The sequence below is a fragment of the Piscinibacter sp. PDB5-1 genome (assembly GCF_056676035.1).
In genome coordinates, this window is the sequence record NZ_JBWVZL010000003.1 from 608,507 (window position 1) to 630,947 (window position 22,441).

The following is a 22,441-nucleotide window of genomic DNA, read 5'->3' on the forward strand; positions in this document are numbered from 1 at the left end:
AGGTCGCCAAGTCGTTTCTGGGCGTGCTTGGCGTCGTTTCTTTGCGTCTTTGCGTCTTTGCGTTGAAAGACGGCGCCGCCCAGTGAGAAGCCCCCCCGAGGCGGCCTTCTCACTGACTTGCTGATGGCGATGCCGATGTCAGTCGTCACCGAACCCGATGAACTCACCGGTGACGCGTTTGCGGCGTTCTTTCTTGGCGCGGTCTTCGGCTTCCTTCTGGTCGGCGGTCAACTCTTTCTGCGCCTTCTCGACAGCCTTCTCGCCGCCGCCGGCACTGGTGGCTGCTTGCGGCAGCGGTGCGGGCGGGGCCACGGCCACGGCACCGCCGGCCACGCTGCCGCCGGCGCTGATGTTGCCGGCGTTGAGCACGAGGTTCGTGCCCAGCGTCACCGAGCCCGACTCGGCCCGGATGCCTGCCTCGCCCGCATCGATGTAGCCGTTGGGTGCGATCAGGCGGATGTCGCTCGCCGGCTGGTCGGGGCGCGTCTTGAGCGCGCCGATGCCCGAGCCGCTCACGCTCGCGCTCACGTCCACCAAGACCTCGCCCGTCGTGCGATCGACCTTCAGGCGCGGCGGCGGGGCCACGACGGCGTCGCGCGGGCCGCGGCCGGCATCGACGTTGCCTTGCGAGGCCCACAGGTGCACGTCGCCACCGGCGACGGTGAAGACACGCGACTTGTTGACGTCGAAGTTGTCTCGCACCATGCCAACGATCGAGCCGCCGCCGAAGCTCAAGAGCCCCAGCTGGTCGTCGGTCTTGCCGCCGGCGCCGGTGGCCGCCGTCAGGCCCAGCAGCACACCGCCGCGCGGCGCGAGCAAGGCCATGTCGCCCGACTGCTCGGTGCGCACCTGGCTCTGCGTGAGCGAGATGCCGTTCTGGCCCGTGGGGCCGGCCGGGGCGTACGCACGGGCCAGGGCATCGAGCCCGGCCGCGAAGGGCGTGCCGACGCCCTCGCCCACCCGCTTGCGCGCACGCAGCGCGTCGAGCGCCTGGCCCGCGACGCGCTGCGTCTGGGCGAGCAGTTGCGTGCCGCCGTCGCGCAGGGTCGCCGCGTCGAGCGCCGCCAGCCCCCGGTTGAAGGCCGAGGCCGGGTCGTCGATTTGCGCCGGCTGGGCCATGCCCAGCGCCAGCAGTTCGGCGAGCGCGGGCGGCAGGCCGTCGAGCACCTGCTGGCGCAAGGCGGCGGCGTTGTCGGCCGCCGCAAACGGGTTGTGGGCCACGAAGTGGCGTACCGCCTGCGCGTCGGACGACAGGGTCGGGAAGAGGTCGCGCATCACCGCGTAACCCGGCGCGAAGCTCTCGGTGTTGGCCGTGGCCACGAAACGCTGGTTGCTGACGGCCTGCACACGTTGCGCGAGTTCGAGCCCCAGACGCATGCGCGTGGCTTCGCCCAGGCCCTGGGCCCAGGCCCCGGCCGCCTCGGCCGCGCCCTCGTCACCGGCCGCGCGCTGGCGCAGCGCCTGGTGCCACACCAGTTGCGCGGCCTGCGCGGCACGTGCCTCGGGATTGGGCGCGGACGGGTCCACCAGGGCGTCGAGGGCCGCGTCGCTTAGCACACCGCTCGGGATGAGCGCGCGCAGCCGGGCGCGGTCGAGCACGTGGGCCGTGTCGCCCCCGGCCAGCACCTTGAGCCACTGCGACTCGCCCAGCACCGCGCCGTTGAGCCCGGCCGAGGCCGCGCCGGTCGATGCGAAGGCGTCACGCTGCAAGAAGCCGTTCAGCACGCCGTCGTAGTCGGGCCGGCGGGCGAAGCCGTCGTCGCCCTTGCCCACCCCGGCGGCCACGACCAGCGAGGCCCCGGCTTCGGGCAAGGCGGGGTTGAAAAGGTTGCCACGGGTGACGATGCCGCCGCTCTTGGCGAGGTCGATGTCGCTGCCGGCCAGCACCTCGGCAACGCCGGGGCCGCTGATTTGCACAAGGGGGCTGCCCTCAGGCACCGCGGCCGCGTCGATGCGCCCACCGGCATGGATGCGCGAGACGCTGGCGTCGGACACGTTTTGCGCGCTGATCAGCGTCGTCCCCTTGATGTCGCCGGCCACGATGACCTCGATGGGCTTCGGCACGTCGATGCTCAAGCCAAGCAGGTCGCCGGTGCGCGCCACGATGGCCACGGGGTCGCGGTCGTCCGCATGCAGCGCGCGGCCGTTCACCGCCTCGTGCCGATTGACGGCGCTGAGGTTCTCGCCCGAGTACGGCTGGCCGGCACCCGCGCGGGTCTGCAAGGTCGCCAGCGGAATCGGCGCGAACGCGCTCGGGATCAAGGTCTGCGGACCGCCGCTGTCGAGCCCCGGATCGAGGTCCATCATCACGATCTTTTCGCCCGTGACGTTGCCGTGCGCCAGCAAGCGCAGTTGCCCGTCGGCAGCCGGCGCCAGGCGGCTCTTGGTGGCCGACACGTCGCCGCCGAAGCTGACGAGGTCGGCATGCGACGGCAGGATCGAGAACGCGAGCGTTCTGTTGGCATTGCCCGCCGAGAGCAGCACGTTCTGGTTGTTGCCCGAGCCGGTGCGGTCTTGCAGGTTCGAGATCTTGCCCACCGACACGTCGCCGTTGAGGCTGCGTACCGTGAAGGCACTGCGCTCGCCGTAGGTCGAGAACGCGGGGCTGTCGCCTTCGAGGCGAGACAGCGTCGCGGCCCAGGTCGGGTTGAACGCGCCAAACAGGGCGGCATCGCCGAGCGTCTGCACACGCGCTTCGTTGTTGCCCTGGGCGACGAACACCACGTTGGCGCCCGCGTTCGCGCCCGAGGGGGCCGCCAGACCCGCGGCACGCAGGTTGATTTCTCCGGCCTGTCCGTACACCAGGCCACCGGCCACCACGCCGCCGGCCAGCACCGAGACGTCGCCCCGGTTGCGCTCGACCAGAGCCGGCCCTGTGTTACCGCCGAGGTCGAGGAACGCATTGCTCGGCACCGCCACGTTGAGGCTGGTGACGTCGCGGCCCGCTTTGACGTTCATGTCGCCTCCGCCCAGCGCGCCCACGCCTTCGGTGAAGGTCGCGGCGTTGACCCACCACGCCGTTGGCACGGCTGCCGGGTCGTCGAAGCCCCCCTCGACGGTTTCGCCCACGCGCCAGAGCCAGTTGTTCACGAGCTGGCGCGGCATGGCGTTCACCGTGATGTCCTGGCCGGCGGTGAAGCTCACGTCGCCCCCGTGTCGCGTGAACGTCGGGTTCAGGCTGCGCACCCGCGTGCTGGCGAACACCGGCCCTTGGATCGAGGACGTGCCCCCGGTGAACACCGACACGCCCACGCCGGTGCTGCCCGAGGTCGGGCCGACCATCTGGATGTCTCGCCCCGCCGCCACATCGATGCGCCCGGTGCCTGTGCGCGTCTGCGCCACGGCCGAGCCCTGCTGATTGAACACCACGTTGCCGCTGGCCGCAGTCAGCGTGGACAAGGGCCGCACGGCCGCTGCCGACGCACCGCTCAGGTCGGCCCCGCCGGTGAGCTGGTAGCGCCAGCTGTCGGCGCGCTCGAAAGGCAGCAGGCGGCCGGTGACGGTGCTGAGCTGGCCGGTGAGCGTGAAGCCGTCTTGCAGGCCGCCGGTGACGGTGAGGTTGCCGCCAGCCCGCAGGGTCAGCGCACCGGGCTGGCTGCTGTCGAGCGTGCTGCCGCCGTAGCGCCAGTTGTAGGTGCTGCCGGTGCGGCTGGTGAAGTCGAGCACGCCGCTCACGGTGATGTTGCCCGTGGTGCGCACTTCGAGCCCCGGGCGCAGCTGGAAGGTGGCTGCGTGGGCCGCGCCGCTGCGCCCGAGCCGCGTGCTCATGGCCGTGCGGTTGGCGGTGCTCATGTAGGTTTGCAGCGCCTGGCGCTCGGTGGCCAGCGTGCCAGTGGTCGCCGTCGGGTTGAGCGTGACGTTGGCGCTGCCCTGGTCGCTCACGACGGTGGCTTCGATGATCTCTTGTCGTGCGCCTTGGAGGTAGCTGCCCGGCAAGGCCTCGCCCACCGCGCCCACGCCACGGATCGCCACGTCGTTGCCGACCCGTGGTGCGCGCAGCGTCACGGTGCCGCCCCAGTCGGCGTTACGTGCGGCTTCTTCGGCATTCGACAAGCCGGTGGCCGGGCCGCCGTTCAAGCCGCTCACATCGACCTGGGCGCCCTGCTCGATGCGGATGGCATCGCGCGGGGTGGTGCTCGTGAGGCCGGTGCGAATGCGCGAAGACACGAGCACCGTGCCGCCTTCGTGGCCGGCCGCGCTCGAATGCGCGTCCACCCGCGCGGTGCTGGTCAGCGTGGCGCTTTCGGCCGCGTGCAGCTCGATGCGGCCACCGCGTGCGCCGCTGGCGTCGAGCCGGCCGGCGATGCGCAGGTGGCCGTCGCGGGTGGTCGCCGCCGGGGTTTCGGTGCGTGCGCCATCGACCGCGATGCGCAGCGTCTTGGCCTTGAGCGTGTCGCCGGCCGAGAGCGTGGCGTCGCCTTCACGCACTCGCACGTCGAGCGTCTGCAGGCCGGGGCCGCCGTCGAGCGCGCGCGCCAGCGTGCCCAGGTCGGGCAGCGTGCGGGCGTCGGCGCTGATGTCGGCGCGCAGCGCGACGCTGTCGGCCGCGGTGTTGACCTCGGTGCGGATGCGCCCGTCGAGTTGCAACGTGCCTTGCGCGGCGGCGAGCGTGAGGGCGCCCGCGTCACCATCGGCGCCGGCGCCCGAGAGGTCGATCTCGCTGCCCATGCGCGTGCGCACCGAGCCGGCGGCCGCGCTCAGCGTGGCCTGGCCCGCCGAGGCGTCGGCGCGCTGGTTGGCGAACTGCTGCGTGCTGCCGGCCACGCTGAGGCGCGAGCCGGCGAGCAGGGTCACGTCGTCTTGCGCACCGCTGCCGGTGGCCTGCAGCGTGACGCGGCCCGAGGGCAACTCGATGCGCCCGCCGTGCTGCACCTGCCGGCCGCTCAGGGCGAGCGTGGCGCCGAGTTCGGCCGAGGTTTCGGGCGATGCCGGCGAGCTGGCTTCGGTGCGCAGAACGCCTTCGGCCACCACGCTGTGGTGGGCGGCACGACCGGCGCCGATGCGGGCGGCCGACATCGTGAGGTCGCCTTGCGCGTGAAGGCTGCCGGTGCCGCTGAAGCGGATCTGCCCGGTGCCTGCGCGGCTGGCGCTGCCCCCGCTGTCGGGCTGGCCGGTGGCGGTGACCTGCTGGCGGGCGAAGCCTTGCATCGCAAAGCGGCCACCGGCGAATTCGACCGTGCCGTGCGCACCTTCGCCGCCCACCGCGCGCACGGTGAGCGTGCCGCTGCCGGCGTCGGCGGTGAGGGTCGGGGCCGGGGTGCTGGCGCTGCGGCGCAGGGTCACGTCACCGGCGGTGAGGGTGGCCGAGGCGGTGGCCGTGGCGGCCCGCAGGCCGTCGCCGTCGAGCGTGAGACCGCGCATCTGCGCCCCGCCGAGCTGCGCGTTACCGTGCACGTGGAAGGCCTCGCCGCTGGTCAGCCAGAGGCGCTGGATGGGGGCCAGTTGCGCGAGCAGCGCGTTGTCGAGGCGCAAGCCGGTCGCGTCGAGCGGCGCATCGCCGAGGTGCACGCTGGCGGCCGACAGGCCCACGTTCGCCGCGTTGAGCAGCAGGCTCGGCGAATAGCTCTGGGTGCGGCTCGCGTCGAAGCGCACCGAGCGGCCCGACAGGCGCACGCCGTCGGCCACGCTCAGCTCACCCTGCGTGCCGCTCTGGCCGCTGCGGGCCACGGTAGGCAGCGCATCGGCCTGGCTGACGAACAGCGCGGCGCCGTCGCCGGTGGCCTCGATGCGATCGCTGCGCGGCGCTTGTGAGGCCGCACCGACCACCGAGGCGACGCGCTGCACGCGCACCGCGTCGCGCGCGGCCAGCAGCACCTCGCCGGCCTGCACGGCCTGCGTGCCGGCCAGCGTGACCGAGCCGGCGACCTCGCCGAGCGTCAGCGTGCCGCGCTGTGCCGCGCTGCCATCGCCATGCGACACGGCGGCGCCGAGCACCAGGGTTTCGGCGTTCAACTGGGTCAACGCCTGGCCGCTGAGCGTGAGGTGGGCCGAGGGCGTGGAGGGCGTCTGCAAGTCGGCCGGGAAGTCGTTGACCGTCACACGCGGTGCGGTCAGCGCGACCTCGGCCCCGCGGCCGGTGCGCGGCGCGCCATCAACCCGCGCGGTGGCAGCGCCCGCCTGGATCGACCCGGTGGACAGGCGCAGCGACTCGCTGGCCGACACCGACAGCGCGCCCGCATCGAGCGGCGTGCGAGGCGCCAGCTCACCGGCAATCGACGCGGCCAGCGGGAAGTAGGCGTTCGCCGAGTGGTCGCGCAGCTCGGCGAGCTTGCGGAACTGCTGGTCGTTGTAGACGCGGTAGCCGCTCCAGCGTGTGGTGCTGGCGCCGGCCCCGTCGATGCCCAGGCGTGCGGCCACGACGGTGGTGCCACCGGCTTCGGCCACGCGCGCACCGGGCTGCATGTCGGCGGTGCCAGCGACGGCCTGCACCGCATAGGCGCCGGGCAGCACCGCATAGCGGGCCGGCATCAGCGTGTAGGTGCCGGCGGGCAGTCCGCTGCCTTCGGCGATGGTGATGGTCTGGCCGACGCGCATGAGCTGCGAGCCACCCAAGGCCGCGTTCTGCGTGAGGTCGCGCTGGATCATCGGGTCGAAAGGCGCGGCGTGGTCACCGCGCGAGGGCATCAGCGCGAAGAGCGTGTTGCGCACGTCGCCGCTGCCATCGCAGGGCTCGCCCACGCAGTTGAGGCGCACGTCGCGCGAGCCGCCGGGGCCGGGTGTGAACTCTTGCGCCACCAGGTCGCCCCCGCCGCGCACGTCGAGCCGCGCCTGCGGATCGACATCGACCGAGGGCCCGTTCAGGCGGATGCGCTTGGCCTCGACGCGCGTGCCCTCGCCCGAGGCGATGCGGCGGTCTTCGGTGGTGCTGGCCGTGGGGTCGTAGGCGCTGTCGCTGTAGGTCCACTGCGCGCCGTTGTTGAACACCGCACCGTAGGGCACAGCCTGCGTGCCGGCCACCGACAGCACGGCCTGCGGGCCCACGCGCAGCGACTGCGTCGCGTCGAGGTCGATGCCGCCGTGCGGTGCGCTGATGCGGCCGGTGATGTCGATCTCGGCGGCGCGCAGGCTCACCGTGCCGGCCGCCGACAAGGGTTCGAGCGGTGTGCGGCCTGCGGCCGGGGCGATGGCGATGCGGCCCGCGTCACCCGTGGCTTCGAGGCGGAAGTCGGTCTGCGTGGCCGGCGTGAGCTGCGCTGCGGTGACGGTGAGGTCACCGCCGGTCTTGAGCGAGCCGTTGTAGCGGTTTTGCGTTTCGTCGTTGCCGCGCAGGCGCACGTCGTCGCGGGCGTTGATGCGGGCATCGCCCACGCCTTGCAAGACGCTGTGGCCCACCACATCGACATGGCGCGCATCGACCACCAGGCGGCCGCTGCCGCCCGATGCGGTGCCCTGCTGGGTGGGCGCGAATGTGGCCGCGTTCTGCTGGTAGCCCAGCACCGCCGTGCCGGCGGTGCGGATGTCGAGCGTGGTGTCGGCCGCTACGCGCAGGGCCTGCGCGTCGAGCGTCAGCGAGCCACGGGGCGTGAGCGTCACGGTGGCCGGCGCCCCCGGCACCGCAGCATCGACCGCCAGCGTCTGGGCACTGGCGAGCCACACGGTGTCGAAGCCCGAGTCGTTGACCAGCGCAGTGCCGATGCGGCCCTGCCCGGCATGCGCCTCGGCAGAGAAGCCCGCGCCGAGGGCAGGCAGTGCGCGGGCCTCGGCGATGTGCAGCACGCGTTCTTGCCGGAACGAAGCGTCGAACACCGGGGACGGCGTGGTCGCCGTCACGTGGCCGTCGTGGCCGCTCTTGTCCAGCGCATCGAGACGCACCGACAGGCGCCCCCCCTCGACACCGGCAGCGCCCGCGTGCGCCGTCAGCTGCCCGTTGACGTTCAGGCTCTGCATGGCGCGCAGACTGACGGCACCGCCGCGCGAGGCCACCTCGGTGCGAACGGGTTGGCCGTTGCGCACCAGATCGACCTCGCCGCGTGCGCCGTCGGCGTGAACACGCGCGCCGGCTGCCACCGCGAGGTGGCCATCGGCCGCGTCGAGCCGCACGGTGCCGCCTTCGAGCACCTGGCCGCTGCGGCGGCCGTTCAGGTCGGCCACGATGCGCGCTTCGCCGCTGACGTCGATGCGGGCGTTGCTACCGAGTTGCAGCGCGTGCTGGGCGGCGAACTCGGGCGACCAGGCATCGAGGTAGTTGCCAGACGATGCCTTGCGGGGGGCGAGCGAGGCCGTCACCGAGCCCCCCGCAGCGCGCAGGGTGCCGTCGATCAAGCCCGCGCGGCCGGCTTCGATGGTCAGCCGGCCCCCGGCCCCGGCGTCGAGCACCGCGCCGGTTTCGACCACCACGTCGGCCAGTGCACGCCCAGCGGTGAGGTTCATCTCGACCGGCCGCTCCTGCATCGGCAGGGGCGCTTGTGGCAACAGGGCATCACCCAGGCGGGCACCATCGGCCACACGGCGCAGCGTGGCATCGGCCACCCAGCGATCGACCCGGGGCGCGATGCGCGTGCCGCCCTGCACCGTGAGCCCGTCTGCGGCAACGAAGCTGTAGCGTTCGAAGCCGCGGCCGAAGAGGGGCGTGTCCACCTGCACGGCGGTGTCGCGGCTTTCGGCACCCAGGGTGATGCGCGGGGCGCTCAGCGACAGTCCGCCCCCTTGGGTCACGCCGAAGGCCGACACGCGCGAGGCGAAGCGCTCGCCCAGGGCCAGGCGGCCCGGGTCGGCCTGCGTCGGGTCCACCTCGTCGGCACGCGAAGCGCCGAGCGTGAGCTGCCCCCCCCGCCCGCCGGTGGCCACGCCGCTGGCGTTGACATGCGCACCGGCATCGAGGCGAATGGCCGCCACCTGCGACACGTCCACATCGCGGCCGGTGATGCTGACCGCGCCCCCGTCGAGCACGATGGGCGTGTTGCGGCTCGCCGCCTGGGCATGGCCGAAGTCGTTGACAAATGTGCCGCTGACGTCGAGCGTGACCCCGGCCCCCACGCGCATGTCGCCAATGCGGGCCTGGCGGCCTTCGTGGTTGATCTCGCCGATGTCGATGCGGCCGCCCCGGGCGCTGAGGTCGGCATCGATGCCCACCGCGTTGGCCTTGATCGCGAGACTGCCGCGCGCGCCCACGTCGATGGCCGAGCCGGCGGCCACGTTGACGCTGCCGTCGCTGGTGACGCTCAGGCGTTGCACACCGCTTGCGCGCAGCATGCGGGTGTCGATGACCATCTGGCGGTCTTGCCCCTGGCCGGCGGCGGCGGCCGGGTGGTCGGTGAACAAGACGCTGGCGCGCTCGATCTCGACCTGCTGGTTCAGCGGGATGCGGTTCACCCCGGTCAGGGCCTCGGCCCCGGTGCTGCCGATGCGCAGCGTGCCGCCGAGCAGGCCTGCGTCGGTGCGCTGGCGCTCGCTGCGCGTCACGTGGGCATCGATGCGACCGGCCAGGCTTCCGCGGGGCGCGATGATTTCCACCGTGCCCGCGCCCTTGCCCTCGGTGAAGCCCCCGACCGCACTGATGCGCGGTGCTTCGTAGGTGGTGCGGGTGTCGATGCCTTCGCGCGGCGCGCTCACGGCCACCGTCACGCGGTCGGCGAAGCCCACGTACTCGTCGGTGGCGCGGGCCTGCATCACATCGACGACGCGGCCGTCGCGCGTGAGCAGTTGCGAGGTGCGGCCGCTGGCGGCGGTGGTCTGCGTGCTGCCGCCCGACACGTCGAGCACGGCGCCGCGCGCCACGTCCACGCGGCCTTCGGCGCGCAGCGCGATGGTGCCCGCCGTGGCATTGCGTTCGGCCTGCGTGCCGGCCACGGCATCGCGCCGCGCGCTCAGGTCGATGAAGGCATGGTCTTGCGCCACGTTGACGTGCACGCCCTGCCCGCGCAAGAAACCTTCGCGCTGGCCCGGCGCGTCGCGCAGGTCGTTGGACGTGAGGCGGTCGATGTAGACGTAGTTGCGGGCGCCGTCCACCCGCACATCGCGCTCGCCCGAGGCGTCGAGGGTGACGTTGTCGGCCACGGTGAGCGTCGCGCCAGCGTCTTCGGCCGCGAGCACCGCGCCCGAGCGCCCGATCTGCGCACCTGTGCCCCGCGCGCTGAGGGTGATGTCGCCGCCTTTGGCGCGCAGCAACGTGGCGCGGCCGGGGTCGCCGGCGCCCACGGCGACGGTGCGGCCGTCCACCACGATGGTCGAGCGCGCGGCCTTGGCCCCGGCGTCGCTGAGTGCCGCCGTCGCGGTGTCGGTGGCGTCGAGCAGCACCTGGGTGGTCGAGCCGGCGCGCAGGGTCACGTCACCGGTGGCTTTGACGTCGAAGGGCGTGGCCGTGAAGCCGCCCGCCCCACCCCCGACGGGGGCGGCGCCCGAGTCGCTGCCCGAGGCCACCTCGCGTGCGCGCAGGTAGATCGAGCCGTTGTCGTACAGCGCCGAGGTCGCGGTGATCGACCCCGACTGGTTGACCGCCATGCCCACCAGCGTGGTGTTGCCGCGTGGGGTTTCGATGCGGCCGCTGTTGGTGACGGTGCCGCCCTGCCCCACCTCGACCAGCAGGCCACGCAGGGTGGCACTGTCCGAGCTGGTGAGGAAGACCCGCTGGCCCGCACCCAGCACCACCTGTCCGCCCGGCTTTACCTGAATGGCCCCGGCGTTCTCGACGTTCGGCGCAAACACGTACACGTTGCCGGCCTGGATGACCGCGTTCGGCGCGATGTCCACCCGCGCGGCCAGGGCCTGCGGGTCATTCGGCTGGACAGCGAAGGCCGCGGCGCTGGGGTCGCCATTGAGCAGGCCGCGCTGCGCGCGCACCTCGTTGAGGTCGAGGGTGGAGGCGATCAGGCTCGCCACATCGACCCGCGCGTTGTTGCCGAACAAGAGGCCGTTCGGGTTGATCAGGTAGATCTGCCCCATCGGCGCGGTGATGCGCCCGTCGATGGTGGACAGCGTGCTGTCGTGGATGCGGTTGATCGACGTGAAGGCCTGCGCCGGGTTGGTGTGCGTGAAGCGCACCGTCGCGTCGGCGCCGACGTTGAAGCTCTGCCAGTTGAGCAGCGAGCTGGTGGCTCCGTGCGTCACGGTCACCTGCGCACCCTGGGTCACCACGCGCGTGCCGGGGGTGTCGCTCGCACCGCAGGCGGCGGCGCCACAAGCGACCGGCACCGCGTTGCCCGGCACGGCCGGCGCGGGCGACACCTGGGCGAGCACGTCGTGCCAGGTCACCACGCCCAGCAAGGCCAGCGAGATGGCGTGCAACGACCATTCGTACGGCGTGCGGCGCCCTGCGCGCCTCGGCCCCATCGCGGTGATGGCCGCGCGCGCGGTGTGGCACAGGCGCGCCTTGCGAAGGGCGTTACGACGAAGCAGCAGCAACACGCGGGAGGTCTTCATGGTCGGGCTCGGGGTGGATGGCTCGGCAAGCGAATCAGGTGACGGGTGCAGGCGCGGGTGCTGCTCAGAAGTCGAGGCCCAGGCGCGCATGCCAGCGCCAGTCGCCCTTGTCGGTGATGTACTGGCCCAGGCCGGTGGCGCCCGGGTTGAGCGCGCGCGCGCCTTCGAGCTGCACGCGCCAGCCGCCGGCGGGGGTGAAGCGCAGGCCGGCGCCCAGGCCGCCGATCCAACGGCGGCTGAACTGCGGGCCGGCGGGTTGCGCCACCTCGACCGCACCCAGGTCGAACAGGCCATAGAACTGCAACGACGCGCGCCAATCGGCGCCGGCCGATGGCAGCGGCGCCACGGGCAGCGGCGAACCCGGGGCCGCCGTGGGCACGGCATTCGCGGCCGCGCTCTTGGCGGCATCGAGCGCGCGCTGTTGCAGCTCTTCGGCGCTCAGGCGCCAGGGCCACCAGCGAAGTTCGAGGCTGGCGCGCCCGCCGCGGTCGCCCGACAGCTCGGACTCGCGGTAGCCGCGCACGCTCTCGGCACCGCCCACGCTCATCTGCTCGTTGGCAATCAGCGGTGAAGCGGTCCATTGGCCGTCGATGCGGCCCCACAGGCCCAGGCGGGCCCCGAAGGCGCGCTCGTGCGTCACATCGAACTTGAGTGCCGACCAGCCGGCGCGCGCCAGTTGGCGTCGGCCCTGGAACTCGGAGTCCTGGTTGCCGAAGATGCCGCGCGGCGCGGTCAGGGCCGTCAGCGAAAACTGCGTGCTGCGCCCGGGCTGGGCCAGCGTCGCGCCATACGCCAGCGACAGCGGCGCATAGGCGATCGAGCCCTGGATGGGCTGGTCTTCGCTGCCCACCGCGATGTCGGTCTGCGCGAAGTTCTTGTAGTCGAGCCCGAAGGTGATGCTGTGGAAGGCCGCGCCCTGCATGGCCCCGGGGGGCAGCGGCTTGACCCAGCGCGCACCAGCCAGCGTGGCTTCGCCGATCACGGTCGAGGCCCCGACCAGCGCCACGCGCGAGTCCGACTTCACGGCATAGAGCGCCAGCACGTCGGGGCGGTCGTCCATGCGCCAGAGGTAGTTGCCCACCAGCACGCGCACCTCGTCGGTCTTTTGCGGCGACAGCTGCACCGACAGGCCGGCGCTGTGCTGGCGCTGCCAGAGGTTGTCCCAGCGCAGGCCCGCGCTCAGGCGCGACTCGCTGGTGAAGGCCGAGCTGCGGTTGTTCAGCTCGACCTCGCCATGCAGGGGCAGCGTGTCTTTCACCAGCAGCTCGACCTCGACCGTGCCGGGCGTGCGGCCCGGCCGCAGCACGGGCGTGACCTGCCGGTCGCCGGTGCGGTTGAGTGCGCCCAGCTGGGCCTGCACCGCGTTGAAATCAGGCACCGCGCCGGGGGCGAAGTCGCTCACGCGCTGGCGGATCTCGCCCTGCGTGAAGTAGCGGTTGCCAGTGATGCGCAGGCGCTCGACGCGGCCTTCGAGCACGCGCAGGCGCACCACGCCGCCATCGACCTTCTGCTCGGGCACATCGACGAAGACCGTCTGGTAACCCAGGCGCTGGTAGGCGTCTTCGAGCGACTTGCGCGCGTTCTCGACGTCGCCGATCGTGCGCTTTTCGCCCAGGTGGGACAGCACGGCGCGCTCGATCTCGAGCACGGGCAGCACGGTGTTGCCCTCGACCACGTATTCGAGGATGTCAAAGCGCGGGTCGGCCTCGGCCTGCGCGGCCTGCGCCGGGGTTTGTGCCCCGCTCGGCCCGCTCCAGATCGCCAGGCAGAGCGCCCCCAGCACCGCCTGCCGCACAGGGGTGCGGGTCGAGCGCACAAAGAAATTCGGCGAGGCGCCGACACGCAGGTGAGACGAAGGCATGAAGAAGATCGGGCTGCAAGAACAAGAAGAGCGCGAGCGTTCGCGCCACGACGGCGCCACACCGCGCCGGGCAAAAGAGCGCATTGGACGCAGCCGCCATGACACCGGTGTGATGCGCGAGTGACGCGCGCACCCCTGAACCGGGGCCACGCTGCGCGGCGCACACACGAGAGAAGCCCCGCATGCCAAGGGCATGCGGGGCGGGGGGGAACAGGCCTTGGCGGTCAGACCGCGCAGAGCCCGTTCAACGGAGCGTTCACGCGAACGCCCTGGGGGTCATCACTCCACCGCGAACGGGCGCACGCAGCTGTTGCCGACGGTGCGGAAGCGGGTACGGTGATCCGGGTAGAAGGTTTCCGACGGATCGGCCACGCCAGGCAGAGCCAGCACGCCGTTGCGGGCGGGCACTGCAAAGCTGTTGATCACGTTGGCCGAACCCGTGGCCGAGGCCAGGAAGCTGAAGAACGCAGGGGCAGCCGCTTGGCTGGCCGCGTTCATGCCGAAGTTCGTCGGGCCCACCGCCGGGTTGGCCAGGGTCAGCACTTGCTCGGCCATCCAGTTGTAGCGACCGTTGGCGGCGTTGGCCTTGCTGGGGTACTGGCCGTCGAGCTTGACGAAGCGCCAGCCGCTGCCGTTGCCCGAAGCCGCCGGGGCGTTTTCGAGGCTGGCATAGCCGATCGCGTAGTAGTTCGCGGGCTTGGCTTGGCCGCTGGCGGCGACCGAGTTGGCGCTGCCTTGGGCGGCGGTCACGGTCGGGAACGGGGCCACCGAGTCGATGGCGGAGAGCTGGTTGCCCGTCGCGCCGTACTCCATCACGTGGTAGGCACCCGGGTCATTGCGGCCGCCGGTGCTGTCGTCGTTGCCCGCCGGAATCAGGCCCTTGGGCGAGCAGTTCGTCGCGAGGATTTGCGAAGCGAAGGTGGCGTGCGAACCCGAACCGGCCACGCGGCGCACAAAGCGCACGGTCTGCGTGTCGTTGGGGTTGGTGGCGGCGGTGTTCGGGAACAGCACTTCCCAGCTCGCGTTGGCCGGGCCGCCATTGAAGTTGGTCAGCGACACGACCTGGCTGGTGCTCAGCGACGGCGCGTTGACCGGGTCGTCGTTCTGCGTCAGGCCTTGTTCGGCCTGCAGGGCGCGGTACAGCGGCAGCGAGGTGGCGATGCCGAAGACGATGCCGAACTGGCCGGTCACGCTCTGGATGCCATCGGGGTTGAAGGCACCCACGCCAGCACCGGCCAGCGGGCCGGTGAACATGTCGGGCTCGACGTCGGCGTTGCCGATGAAGGGGCGCACGCCCGAGGCTTCGGTGCCGCAGCCAGTGCGGTTCAGCACCGACTTGCCACCGAGGGTGACGGTGGTGCCGGCCGAGCAGGTGGTGCCGGCGCCGATGTTGAGGCGCAGCACGTTCTGTCCGTTGCCCGACACGGGGCCGACGCCCAGGTACGAACCGGTGGTGTTGTCGTAGCTGAAGTCGAGGTTGGTGAAGGTGCTGGGCAGGCTGGCCGCCAGCGTCGCATTGATCGGGCAGGTGATGCGGGTCACGTTGGTGCCCTGCTGGTACACCGTGATGCCCGAGCCACCGCAGCCGGCCGAGACCATGGCGTTGGTGATGGTGGCACGGGTGGCCGAAGCGCCGCCAGCGGTGATGGTCAGCGTTTGGGCCGACACGCCGCCTGCGGCGCACAGGGTCGCCACAGCCAGGGCGAGAGACTTGATCTTCATGGAGTGTTCCTCGTAGGACGAATCAGAAGCGCAGGACGGCCAGGCAAAGCTCCGCCCCGGTCGCATGGGTGAACCCCATGCGACATGAACCCACCGGCGCCAGTCGGCGCCGGAAGAATTACTTCGACGAGCGGCGGCGGGCCACGGCGCCCAGCGTCAGCAGGCCGGCGAGCATCAGCGCGTAGGTGCCCGGCTCGGGGATCGGGGCGGTGGCGTACATCAGGTTGCCGTTGCTGACCGAGAAGAGACCGGCACCCAGGGTGTTGCCGAAGGTCGTGCGGGTCGAGTTAAGCGTCGTCGCGTTCGTGTACCCCAGGAAGTTCTGCGACTGCGCCAGCGTGGCGTTGGCACCGCCGAGTTGTTGGGCATTGAAGATCGTGTACATGCCGCTGGCTTGCGCGCCCACTTGCGTCGAGGTCAGGACGGCCCAGCCATCGGCTTCGGTGGTGTGCGTGCCGTTGGCATTGTGGACGTTGATCAGCGTGGCCATGGCCGTGTTGATCGCGCCCATGCGCGAGGCGCTCGGGTTGTTGCCAGCCGAACCCGGGGTCGAGACGTAGGTGGCGCTGGGGCTGACTTGGTCGTTGGCGAAGAGACCCCAACGCACGTTGTCGAGCACCAGACCGGCGGTGCCCAGGAAGGTGTCCCAGCCCGTCAGGACCGAAGCCACGCGCGTGCCGTAGGTGCCGAAATCGAACTCGCTGATCATCGTGCCCAGGTCACGCGAGTAGGTGATGTTGTTGGCCGCGTCGTAGGCCACGAACACCATTTCGCTCGTCGGGCGCGAACCGCCGGTGGCCGACAGATCGATGGCCGCAGAAGCCAGACCCGAAGCGGCCACCATCGAGGCGACTACCAGGGCTTTCAGTTGGAATTTCATGTGTATCTCTCCTTGAAGACCCTTGGGGTCTCGGTTGGTATGTGTGGCTTGCAGATGGAAAAACCTGCGGCGCGCTGGGGTCCGCTTGCCGGCGTGACGAGCCCGGGCCAACCCTGTGCGTGCTGGAAGCGAAGTATTTCGAGCGTCTGTGACGTGCCGTGATCGAAACAACAGCCGCCATGTGCCGATGGGACTACGGCGAGGGAACTTCTCCCTAGTCCGTTTGGCGCGGCGCTCGATTCAGCAACCGCGCGGCCCACGCATCGGCCACGAAACAGCACAGCGACGCCGCCATCACCGGCAGCAGCACGCGCCCGCCACCGGCCAGGAACCGGGCGCTCGCGTGCAGGGCGCTCCAGGCGTCGTGGCCGGCATCGCTCAGCACCATCGCGCGCACATGGCCCAGCCACTCGATGGGGGCCAGCGTGCCCAGCAGCAGGGCCAGCAGCGGCACGCCCAGCAGCAGGCGCGCGACGGCGGCTGACACCGCCACACCGCCCGCGTGCCCTGGCAGCGGCCATGCCACCAGCGCGGCCACGAAGAGGCACACCGTGGCCCAGACCGTGCCCAGCGGAATGGTCGCCGTGGCGCGGTTGCCGCCGGCCGGGTCGTACACGCGGGTGCCCACCACCATGTAGCGCGCCAGCTCGAAGCTCGCCTGCAGGCTGCGTTCGCCGCGCGCTTCGCCGACATCGACCGCCGCGAGGCGAAAGTCGCCGTCGAACCAGGGGGTGGTGTGCGTCCACGCCGGGGCGAGTTGTTGCACCAGCGGGCCCTGCGCCCAGGTGCCGAGCGCGAGCAAGGCCCCCAGGACGAGCAGCGTGCGCAAGGCTGCGGCTCGCCAGCGCCGAACAACAGGCGACGGGTGAAGAGGCTCAGCCACGCTGGCACCCCACGAGGGCGGCGCGCGCCTGCTGGCGGCACTGCGCCTGCTCGGCCGCCGAGGGCAGGCGCCAGCACGGGCCCAAGGCCTGCGAGAAGGCCGCCAGGCATTGCGCGCGGCGCCGCGCGTCGGCATCGGCATCACCCGGCGGGCGCGTCGGGGTTTCAGGCGCGGGCGACGGCGACGGATCGGGTGGCGACGGCGTGCCAGGCGAACGCGCACCAGCCGTGCCATCGGCACGCGCGATGAAGTGCCATTGCGCCACCTGCAAGGCTTCGCTGAAGCCGTCTTCGCCGACGCCGAAGCCGGACTTCAGCAGTGGGGCCTTCTCGCTGCGGCTCGCGATGCCGACGATGGCGCCTTGCTCGCGGATGAGCGTCCAGTCCGCCGAGCCGGTGAACGGGTCGCGATAGAGCTTGCGCAGGTGGCGGCGCGGCATGGGAAAGCGCTTGTCGAGCAGCAATTCGTCGAGCGATCTGGGGTACTGCGGCACCCCGCCTGGGCTGGCCGCGCGGTAGGCCGCGATGGCCTCGCGGAACTGTCGGCCGATGAACAGCAGCTCGCGTTCGCGCTCGCGCTGCATCTGCGTCTGCTGCACCCGCAAGGGCACGGTGGTGGCCAGCGCCAGCAACGCCACGGCCACCATGACGATCAGCAGGGCCACGCCGCGCTGGGCCTCACCAACTGGCATAGGGCGTTCCGTCGCGGCCCAGGCCCTCGGCGCCGCTTCGCACGTCGGCCACGCCTTCGCTGGGGGCGTCGGCAGAGCTGGCGGCCGCCGCCTCGCTCGGCCGCGCTTCGACCGGGCTCAGCGCGACCCAGGTGTCGCGCTTGTCGGTGATGGGGTCGATGGGCAGCTCGCGCAGGTAGCGGTGCGTGATGAGTTCGTCGAGGCTGGTCGCGGCACGACCCTTGTCGGCCTCGAACTGGTCGAGCGCGTGGCGCATCTCTTTGAGCGAGGCCTTGAGCGTGGTCTCGCGGGCCCGCTCGATGTGGTCCACCGTGCGCGGCGCGACGATGCTCAGCAGCAGGCCCACGAGCGCCAGCACGACCAGCAGCTCGATCAGGGTGAAGCCCGACCGCCGACCACCCGGTGCACGAAGTGCGGCGGGCCGATCCCAAGCCGAACCGCATCCCCTCGGGGGATCGGCCGATGTACGCGTTGGACGAGGGGCCATCATGCTCACCAATCCCGGTAAGGCACGCCGTTCAGGCCGGTGCGTTCGGACAATGAATGCACGTCGAACACGTCCTCACCCGGCGCGGGCGCATCGGGCGGGCTGTCGTGGCTGCGCAGGCCCCAGGTCTCTTGAGGCGGCAATTGCGCGTCGGGGTTCATCGGGTCGCGCGGCAGGCGGCGCAGAAACCGGAGCTTGCGGCCGTCGGGCTTGCTCGCGTCGGTGACACCTTCGACCAGCAGGTCGAGCGCGGCCGGGTAGCCCGAGGCATCGGCCGGCAGCTTGACGCGGCCTTCTTTCGCGGCGCGGTGGTAAGCGTCGATGGCGCTGCGAATCTCGCGCAGGGCCTGCCGCAGCTCGGTTTCTTGGGCGCGCTGGGCCTGCAGCTTGAGCACCGGGGCGGCCATGCTGACCAGCACGGCCAGCACGGCCAAGGCGATGCTGATTTCGAGCAGCGTGAAGCCGCGTGCGCGCGCTGCACGGGGTCGGGGTGAAGCAAGAGCCGACATGCGCCACGCTCACAAGCCGATGCGCAGCTGCGCCGACCCGCCGCTCACGGGCCGCTGCTGCCCGTCGGGCAGCCGCACGCTGCCACCGACGACCTGCAGGCTGGCCGTGCCGGCGCCGGCGGCCACGGCCCGCAGGCTGATGCTGCCGGCCAGCACCCCTGGCGTGCCGCTGGGCAGCAACTGCACCGACACGCGCCCGCCGCTGCCGCCGCCGATCTGCGAAGCGTCGAACTGCAAGACCACCTCGCCCTGCTGCGCGGGGCCGGCGTCGCCGATCTCGACGCTCACGCCGAAGTCTTTGCCGAGCGACACCTCGGCCGGCGCGCGCAACTCGGCCGCAAACTGCGCCGGCACGGCCGGCACCTCGGGTGGCTCGGCATCGGCCGCGCGCACCGGTCGGCCATTCGCGGGTGCGGCTGCCGCCGGGCGCGCACCGGCGCCGCTCGGCGGCATCGACAAAGCCCGCGCCGCGGTGGGCGCAATCACCAGCGGCGGCGCGCCGGCGGCTGCCTCGGTGCCCGCCGCGAGCATCAGCGCCGAGGCATCGGGTGGCGTGATGTTGCGCAGCACGCGCGGGGTGATGAGCAGCACGATCTCGCTCTTGTCGCGGTTGCGCGTGGTGTTGCCGAAGGCGCGGCCCAGGCCGGGGATATCGCCCAGCCCCGGCAGCTTGGCCAGCGTCTCGCGCTCGTTGTCGTTGATGAGGCCGGCGAGCACCTGGGTCTCGCCGTCGCGCAGGCGCAGCGAGGTCTGCGCGGTGCGCGTGCCCAGGCGGAAGGCGCTCGAATTGCCTTCGGTGATGCGTTCGAGGTTCGAGTTGACTTCGAGCGTGACCTTGATGCCCACCTCGTCGTCGAGGTAGACGTTGGGTTCGACTTCGAGCTTCAGGCCCACGTCGAGGTACGACACCGACGAGGACACGCCCGCGCCCTGCACCGAGGTGCTGGTGAAGACCGGCAGCTTCTCGCCGATCAGGATCTTGGCCTTCTCGCGGTTGCGCGTGCGGATGCGCGGGTTGGCGAGCAGGTTCACGTCGGTGTCTTGCGAAAAGAGGTTGATGCGCAGCGCCGGGTTGGCGATGGTGCCGATGAGCGACCGGTCGCGCACGTTGATGCGCCCGCCCACCAGCGCCGCCGGGTTCGACTCGACACGGATCTCATCGGGGAACTGAATGCCCAGGTCGAGCGCGCGGCTGCGGCTGATTTCGAGAATCTCGACTTCGAGCATGACCTCGGGCTCGGCGATGTCGATCGACTCGATCAGGCGCTCGGCCAGGCGCACCGCGTCGGGCGTGTCGCGGATGGCGACCATGTTGAGCTTCTCGTCGATGTGCACCTCCTTCGTCTTCACGAGGGTGCGCAAGAGGCCCTGCGCCTGCTTGGCGTCGGCGTTCGAGAGAAAGAACACGCGCGCGGTGAGGTCCTGGTACTCGCGCTGCTTGGCCTGCGTGGCGGGGTAGATCAGCAGCGAGTTGTCGTTGAGCACCTTGCGGTCGAGCTGCTGGGTCAAGAGCAGCAGGCGGATCACGTCGTGCACCGGGCTGTTGCGCACGGTGAGCGTCACGCGGGCGTCGGCGCGCACGTCGCGGTCGAACACGAAGTTGATGGGCGCTGTGCGCGCGATCACGTCGAAAGCGTTGCGCAGCGGGGTGTCGCGCAGTTCGAGCGTGATGGGGTTGTTGAGCGCGCCCTTCAGCGTGGGCGGCAGGGCCTCCGCGCTCATCTGCCGCTCGCGCAAGCGGGCCAGTGCCTTGCGCGCCGGGCCGTGGCCGGCGTCTTGGGCCAGCACCTGGCGCAAGGCGGCTTCGGCCTCGGGCAGCTTGCCCTGCGCGGCCAGGGCCTCGGCCTGCGCCACGCGCGCGTCGAGCCCCACGCGGGCGTCGAGGGCGCGCAGGCCCGCCTGCGCGCGGCGGTTGTCGGCATCGACCCGAAGCACGCGTTCGTAGAGGGCCCTCGCCTCGTCGCCCCGCCGCGCTTGCGATGCGCTCTCGGCCGCCGCCAGCCACTGCGACAGCGACAGCTCGCGCTGCCGCACGAGGGCGGCGCGCAGTTCGCGGTCGTCGGGGCTGCGGCGCAGGCCTTCGTCCATCACCCGAAGGGCCTCTTCGTCGCGGCCGGCCGCCGCCAGTTCGCGCCCGCGTTTCAACTCGGGTGCGCCAGCGCAGGCCGCCATCAACACGGCCACCAGGACCAGCCCGCCGCGTCGAAGCAGGTTCATCGTTTTGCAACCAATCAGGCGATTCATCGGGGCGGGCTCGTGGCAGACAAGGTCAAGGCGACGGGGTGAGCGCGACGCGCTCGCCGGTGGGCAGGTGGACGAACTCGATGCGCGGGCCGGTGTCGGCATCGAGACGAAACGACCCCAAGGTGCCGCCCAGGGCGAGCACGTGGGTCTGCGGCCCTTCGTGCAGCAGCACCGACGGCCCCTGCTCGGTGATGAGGCGGCCCCCGAAGGTGAAGGGCAACACGGGCGGGGGTGGCGGGGGCGCCGGCGTCGTCGCGGCCGCAACCGGTGCGGGCGGCGGCGCCGTTTCGATCGCCACGAAGAGGTCGCGCCGGGCGACGAGTTGCAGCGAGCGCTCGGGCAGGCGCAAGGGCGCATCGAGCGGCGGTGACGCCTCGGCCGGGCGCTGCGCGACGCGCTTCGCACCCACCCCGCCCGGGGCCTGGGCACCAGCGCGTGCGGCATGAACCGGGGTGTCGCGCGGGTCGCCTTCGTCGTCCACCAAGGCCCAGGCCGATGCCACCAGCGTGGCGGCGAGCACCCCCCACAGCAGCCGGCGCGAGGCCGGCGATGACGACGACGCGTGCACGGCGGGCTCGCTCATCGCGCCCCCCGGCTGTAGTGGCTGAGCACCACGCGCGCTTGCAGGCGCAGGCCGCCGGCAGCGTCGCGCTGCAGGTGAATCTGGTCGATCGCGGCCGAGGGGTGTTCGTACAGCACCGCGTTGAGCCAGCGTGCCACCTCGGCATAGCGGCCCTGCACCGGCACCACGACTTCGGTGCGGCGCACGCGCCCGCTCGCGAGCGTCGGGTTGCGGTACTCGGCCCGGTCGATCTGCACGCCGGCACGCGAGGCCTCGCGGTGCAGGGTCTCGATGAACTGCGGTGCGTCGCCGGCCTCGGGCAGTTGGGTGAGAAAGGCGTCGGCTCCCGGCGGCGGTGCCGCCACCCGCTGCGACGCCTGGGCGAGCGACATGCGCACGCGCTCGGCCTGCGCCGCCAAGCGGCCGGTCTGCGCGGCCAGCACGGCCGCCCACGCGCCCAGCAGCACGGCCGCGCACAGCAGCGCCACGCCCAGCAGACCGAGGGGCCCGAGCCGCACCGCCAGGTAGCCGGCCCAGGCGCGCAGGCGCAGCGTCGGCGGGCGGTTCATGGCGCAGCCCCCGTTCGGCCGCAGGCCGGGCCGGCGCAGGCGAGTTGCGCGTCGCGCGCCGCCGGCGGATGCACCTCGCCCTGCGCGGCCAGGGCCACCACCACGCGTGCGCGCAGGCGGCGCGGTGCGCCGGTCGTGGCCGGAGCTTCGGTGCCCGTCCATTCGTGCGACAGCAGTTGCGCGCCGCGTGCCGGCCAGCCGGCCCCGTCGAGCGCTCGCACATAGGCCAGCACCTCGGCGAACGAGGCCGCCTCGACCTGCACCTGCGCCCGCGCGAAGCCGGCATCGACGGACACCTGCTGCACCTGCACCTTCGGGGCGCTGGCGGCTTCGAGCGCGTCGAGCAGTTGCGGCCAGGGCTTGTGCAGGTCACCAGCCACCTTGGCCAGTTCGGCGCGCAGGCGCTGCTCGGCGGGGGCCGGCGCTGCCACCGGCCGCATCGGGGCCTGCCCCCGGCGAGACTGCGCGGCCAGCAGGTGAGCGACGCGCTCGGCCTGGGCCTTGCGATCGGTCCAGGCGTCGTGCGCAAGGCTCGCCGCCACGACGAAGACTGCGCACGCCACCAGCGCCAGCACGCGGCCGCGCGCGGCAGGCAGCGGCCGGCCTGCAGCGAAATCGAGGGCGTAGTGAGTCGGGGGGGCCATGGTCGGGAGGGCGGTCTCAGTCAGCGGTCTC

Annotated in this window: 13 protein-coding genes; 1 reads left to right on the forward strand and 12 read right to left on the reverse strand. The window is 72.0% G+C overall.

Annotated features, from left to right (window positions below):
* Window positions 1–138: 138 nt before the first annotated feature.
* Window positions 139–11,358 (reverse strand): filamentous haemagglutinin family protein, encoded by an 11,220-nt coding sequence (locus AC1KAT_RS15710; RefSeq protein WP_480327577.1) that lies wholly within the window; start codon window positions 11,356–11,358, stop codon window positions 139–141.
* Between the two features lie 64 nt (window positions 11,359–11,422).
* Window positions 11,423–13,219: a ShlB/FhaC/HecB family hemolysin secretion/activation protein gene (locus tag AC1KAT_RS15715; protein ID WP_480327579.1), complete on the reverse strand. Its 1,797-nt coding sequence runs from the start codon at window positions 13,217–13,219 to the stop codon at window positions 11,423–11,425.
* On the opposite strand from AC1KAT_RS15715, the gene AC1KAT_RS15720 reads away from it, so the two are divergent.
* Window positions 13,218–13,343, forward strand: coding sequence for a hypothetical protein (locus AC1KAT_RS15720; RefSeq protein ID WP_480327581.1), 126 nt, complete (start codon window positions 13,218–13,220; stop codon window positions 13,341–13,343). The two genes, AC1KAT_RS15715 and AC1KAT_RS15720, sit on opposite strands and share 2 nt — an antisense overlap.
* 155 nt (window positions 13,344–13,498) lie before the next feature.
* Here the strand turns inward: AC1KAT_RS15720 and AC1KAT_RS15725 are convergent, their stop codons facing one another.
* From AC1KAT_RS15725 to AC1KAT_RS15770, 10 genes are all read right to left on the reverse strand, one after another.
* Complete coding sequence (locus AC1KAT_RS15725; protein WP_480327583.1) at window positions 13,499–14,941, reverse strand: hypothetical protein; 1,443 nt, start codon at window positions 14,939–14,941, stop codon at window positions 13,499–13,501.
* 118 nt (window positions 14,942–15,059) lie between these two features.
* Window positions 15,060–15,821 (reverse strand): PEP-CTERM sorting domain-containing protein, encoded by a 762-nt coding sequence (locus AC1KAT_RS15730; protein ID WP_480327585.1) that lies wholly within the window; start codon window positions 15,819–15,821, stop codon window positions 15,060–15,062.
* Window positions 15,822–16,035: 214 nt separating this feature from the next.
* The gene (locus AC1KAT_RS15735; protein ID WP_480327587.1) at window positions 16,036–16,650 is read right to left on the reverse strand and encodes a hypothetical protein; all 615 of its coding nucleotides are present in this window, start codon (window positions 16,648–16,650) and stop codon (window positions 16,036–16,038) included.
* Between the two features lie 46 nt (window positions 16,651–16,696).
* Window positions 16,697–17,395 (reverse strand): type II secretion system protein, encoded by a 699-nt coding sequence (locus AC1KAT_RS15740; protein ID WP_480327588.1) that lies wholly within the window; start codon window positions 17,393–17,395, stop codon window positions 16,697–16,699.
* Entirely contained in the window at window positions 17,382–17,885 is a 504-nt protein-coding gene (locus tag AC1KAT_RS15745; RefSeq protein ID WP_480327590.1) for a prepilin-type N-terminal cleavage/methylation domain-containing protein, read from the reverse strand. The genes AC1KAT_RS15740 and AC1KAT_RS15745 overlap by 14 nt, the downstream gene beginning before the upstream one ends.
* 2 nt (window positions 17,886–17,887) lie before the next feature.
* Window positions 17,888–18,391, reverse strand: a complete 504-nt coding sequence (locus tag AC1KAT_RS15750) for a type II secretion system protein (RefSeq protein WP_480327592.1) — start codon at window positions 18,389–18,391, stop codon at window positions 17,888–17,890.
* 9 nt (window positions 18,392–18,400) lie between these two features.
* Window positions 18,401–20,608: a secretin N-terminal domain-containing protein gene (locus AC1KAT_RS15755; protein ID WP_480327594.1), complete on the reverse strand. Its 2,208-nt coding sequence runs from the start codon at window positions 20,606–20,608 to the stop codon at window positions 18,401–18,403.
* Window positions 20,609–20,660: 52 nt separating this feature from the next.
* Window positions 20,661–21,218, reverse strand: coding sequence for a hypothetical protein (locus AC1KAT_RS15760; RefSeq protein WP_480327596.1), 558 nt, complete (start codon window positions 21,216–21,218; stop codon window positions 20,661–20,663).
* Window positions 21,215–21,766 carry a GspMb/PilO family protein gene (locus AC1KAT_RS15765; protein WP_480327598.1) on the reverse strand — a complete coding sequence of 184 codons (552 nt, stop codon included), beginning with the start codon at window positions 21,764–21,766 and terminating at the stop codon, window positions 21,215–21,217. Before AC1KAT_RS15765 ends, AC1KAT_RS15760 begins: the two co-directional genes overlap by 4 nt.
* On the reverse strand, window positions 21,763–22,410 hold the full coding sequence (locus AC1KAT_RS15770) for a hypothetical protein (RefSeq protein WP_480327600.1): 648 nt from the start codon (window positions 22,408–22,410) through the stop codon (window positions 21,763–21,765). The genes AC1KAT_RS15765 and AC1KAT_RS15770 overlap by 4 nt, the downstream gene beginning before the upstream one ends.
* Window positions 22,411–22,441: the final 31 nt, after the last annotated feature.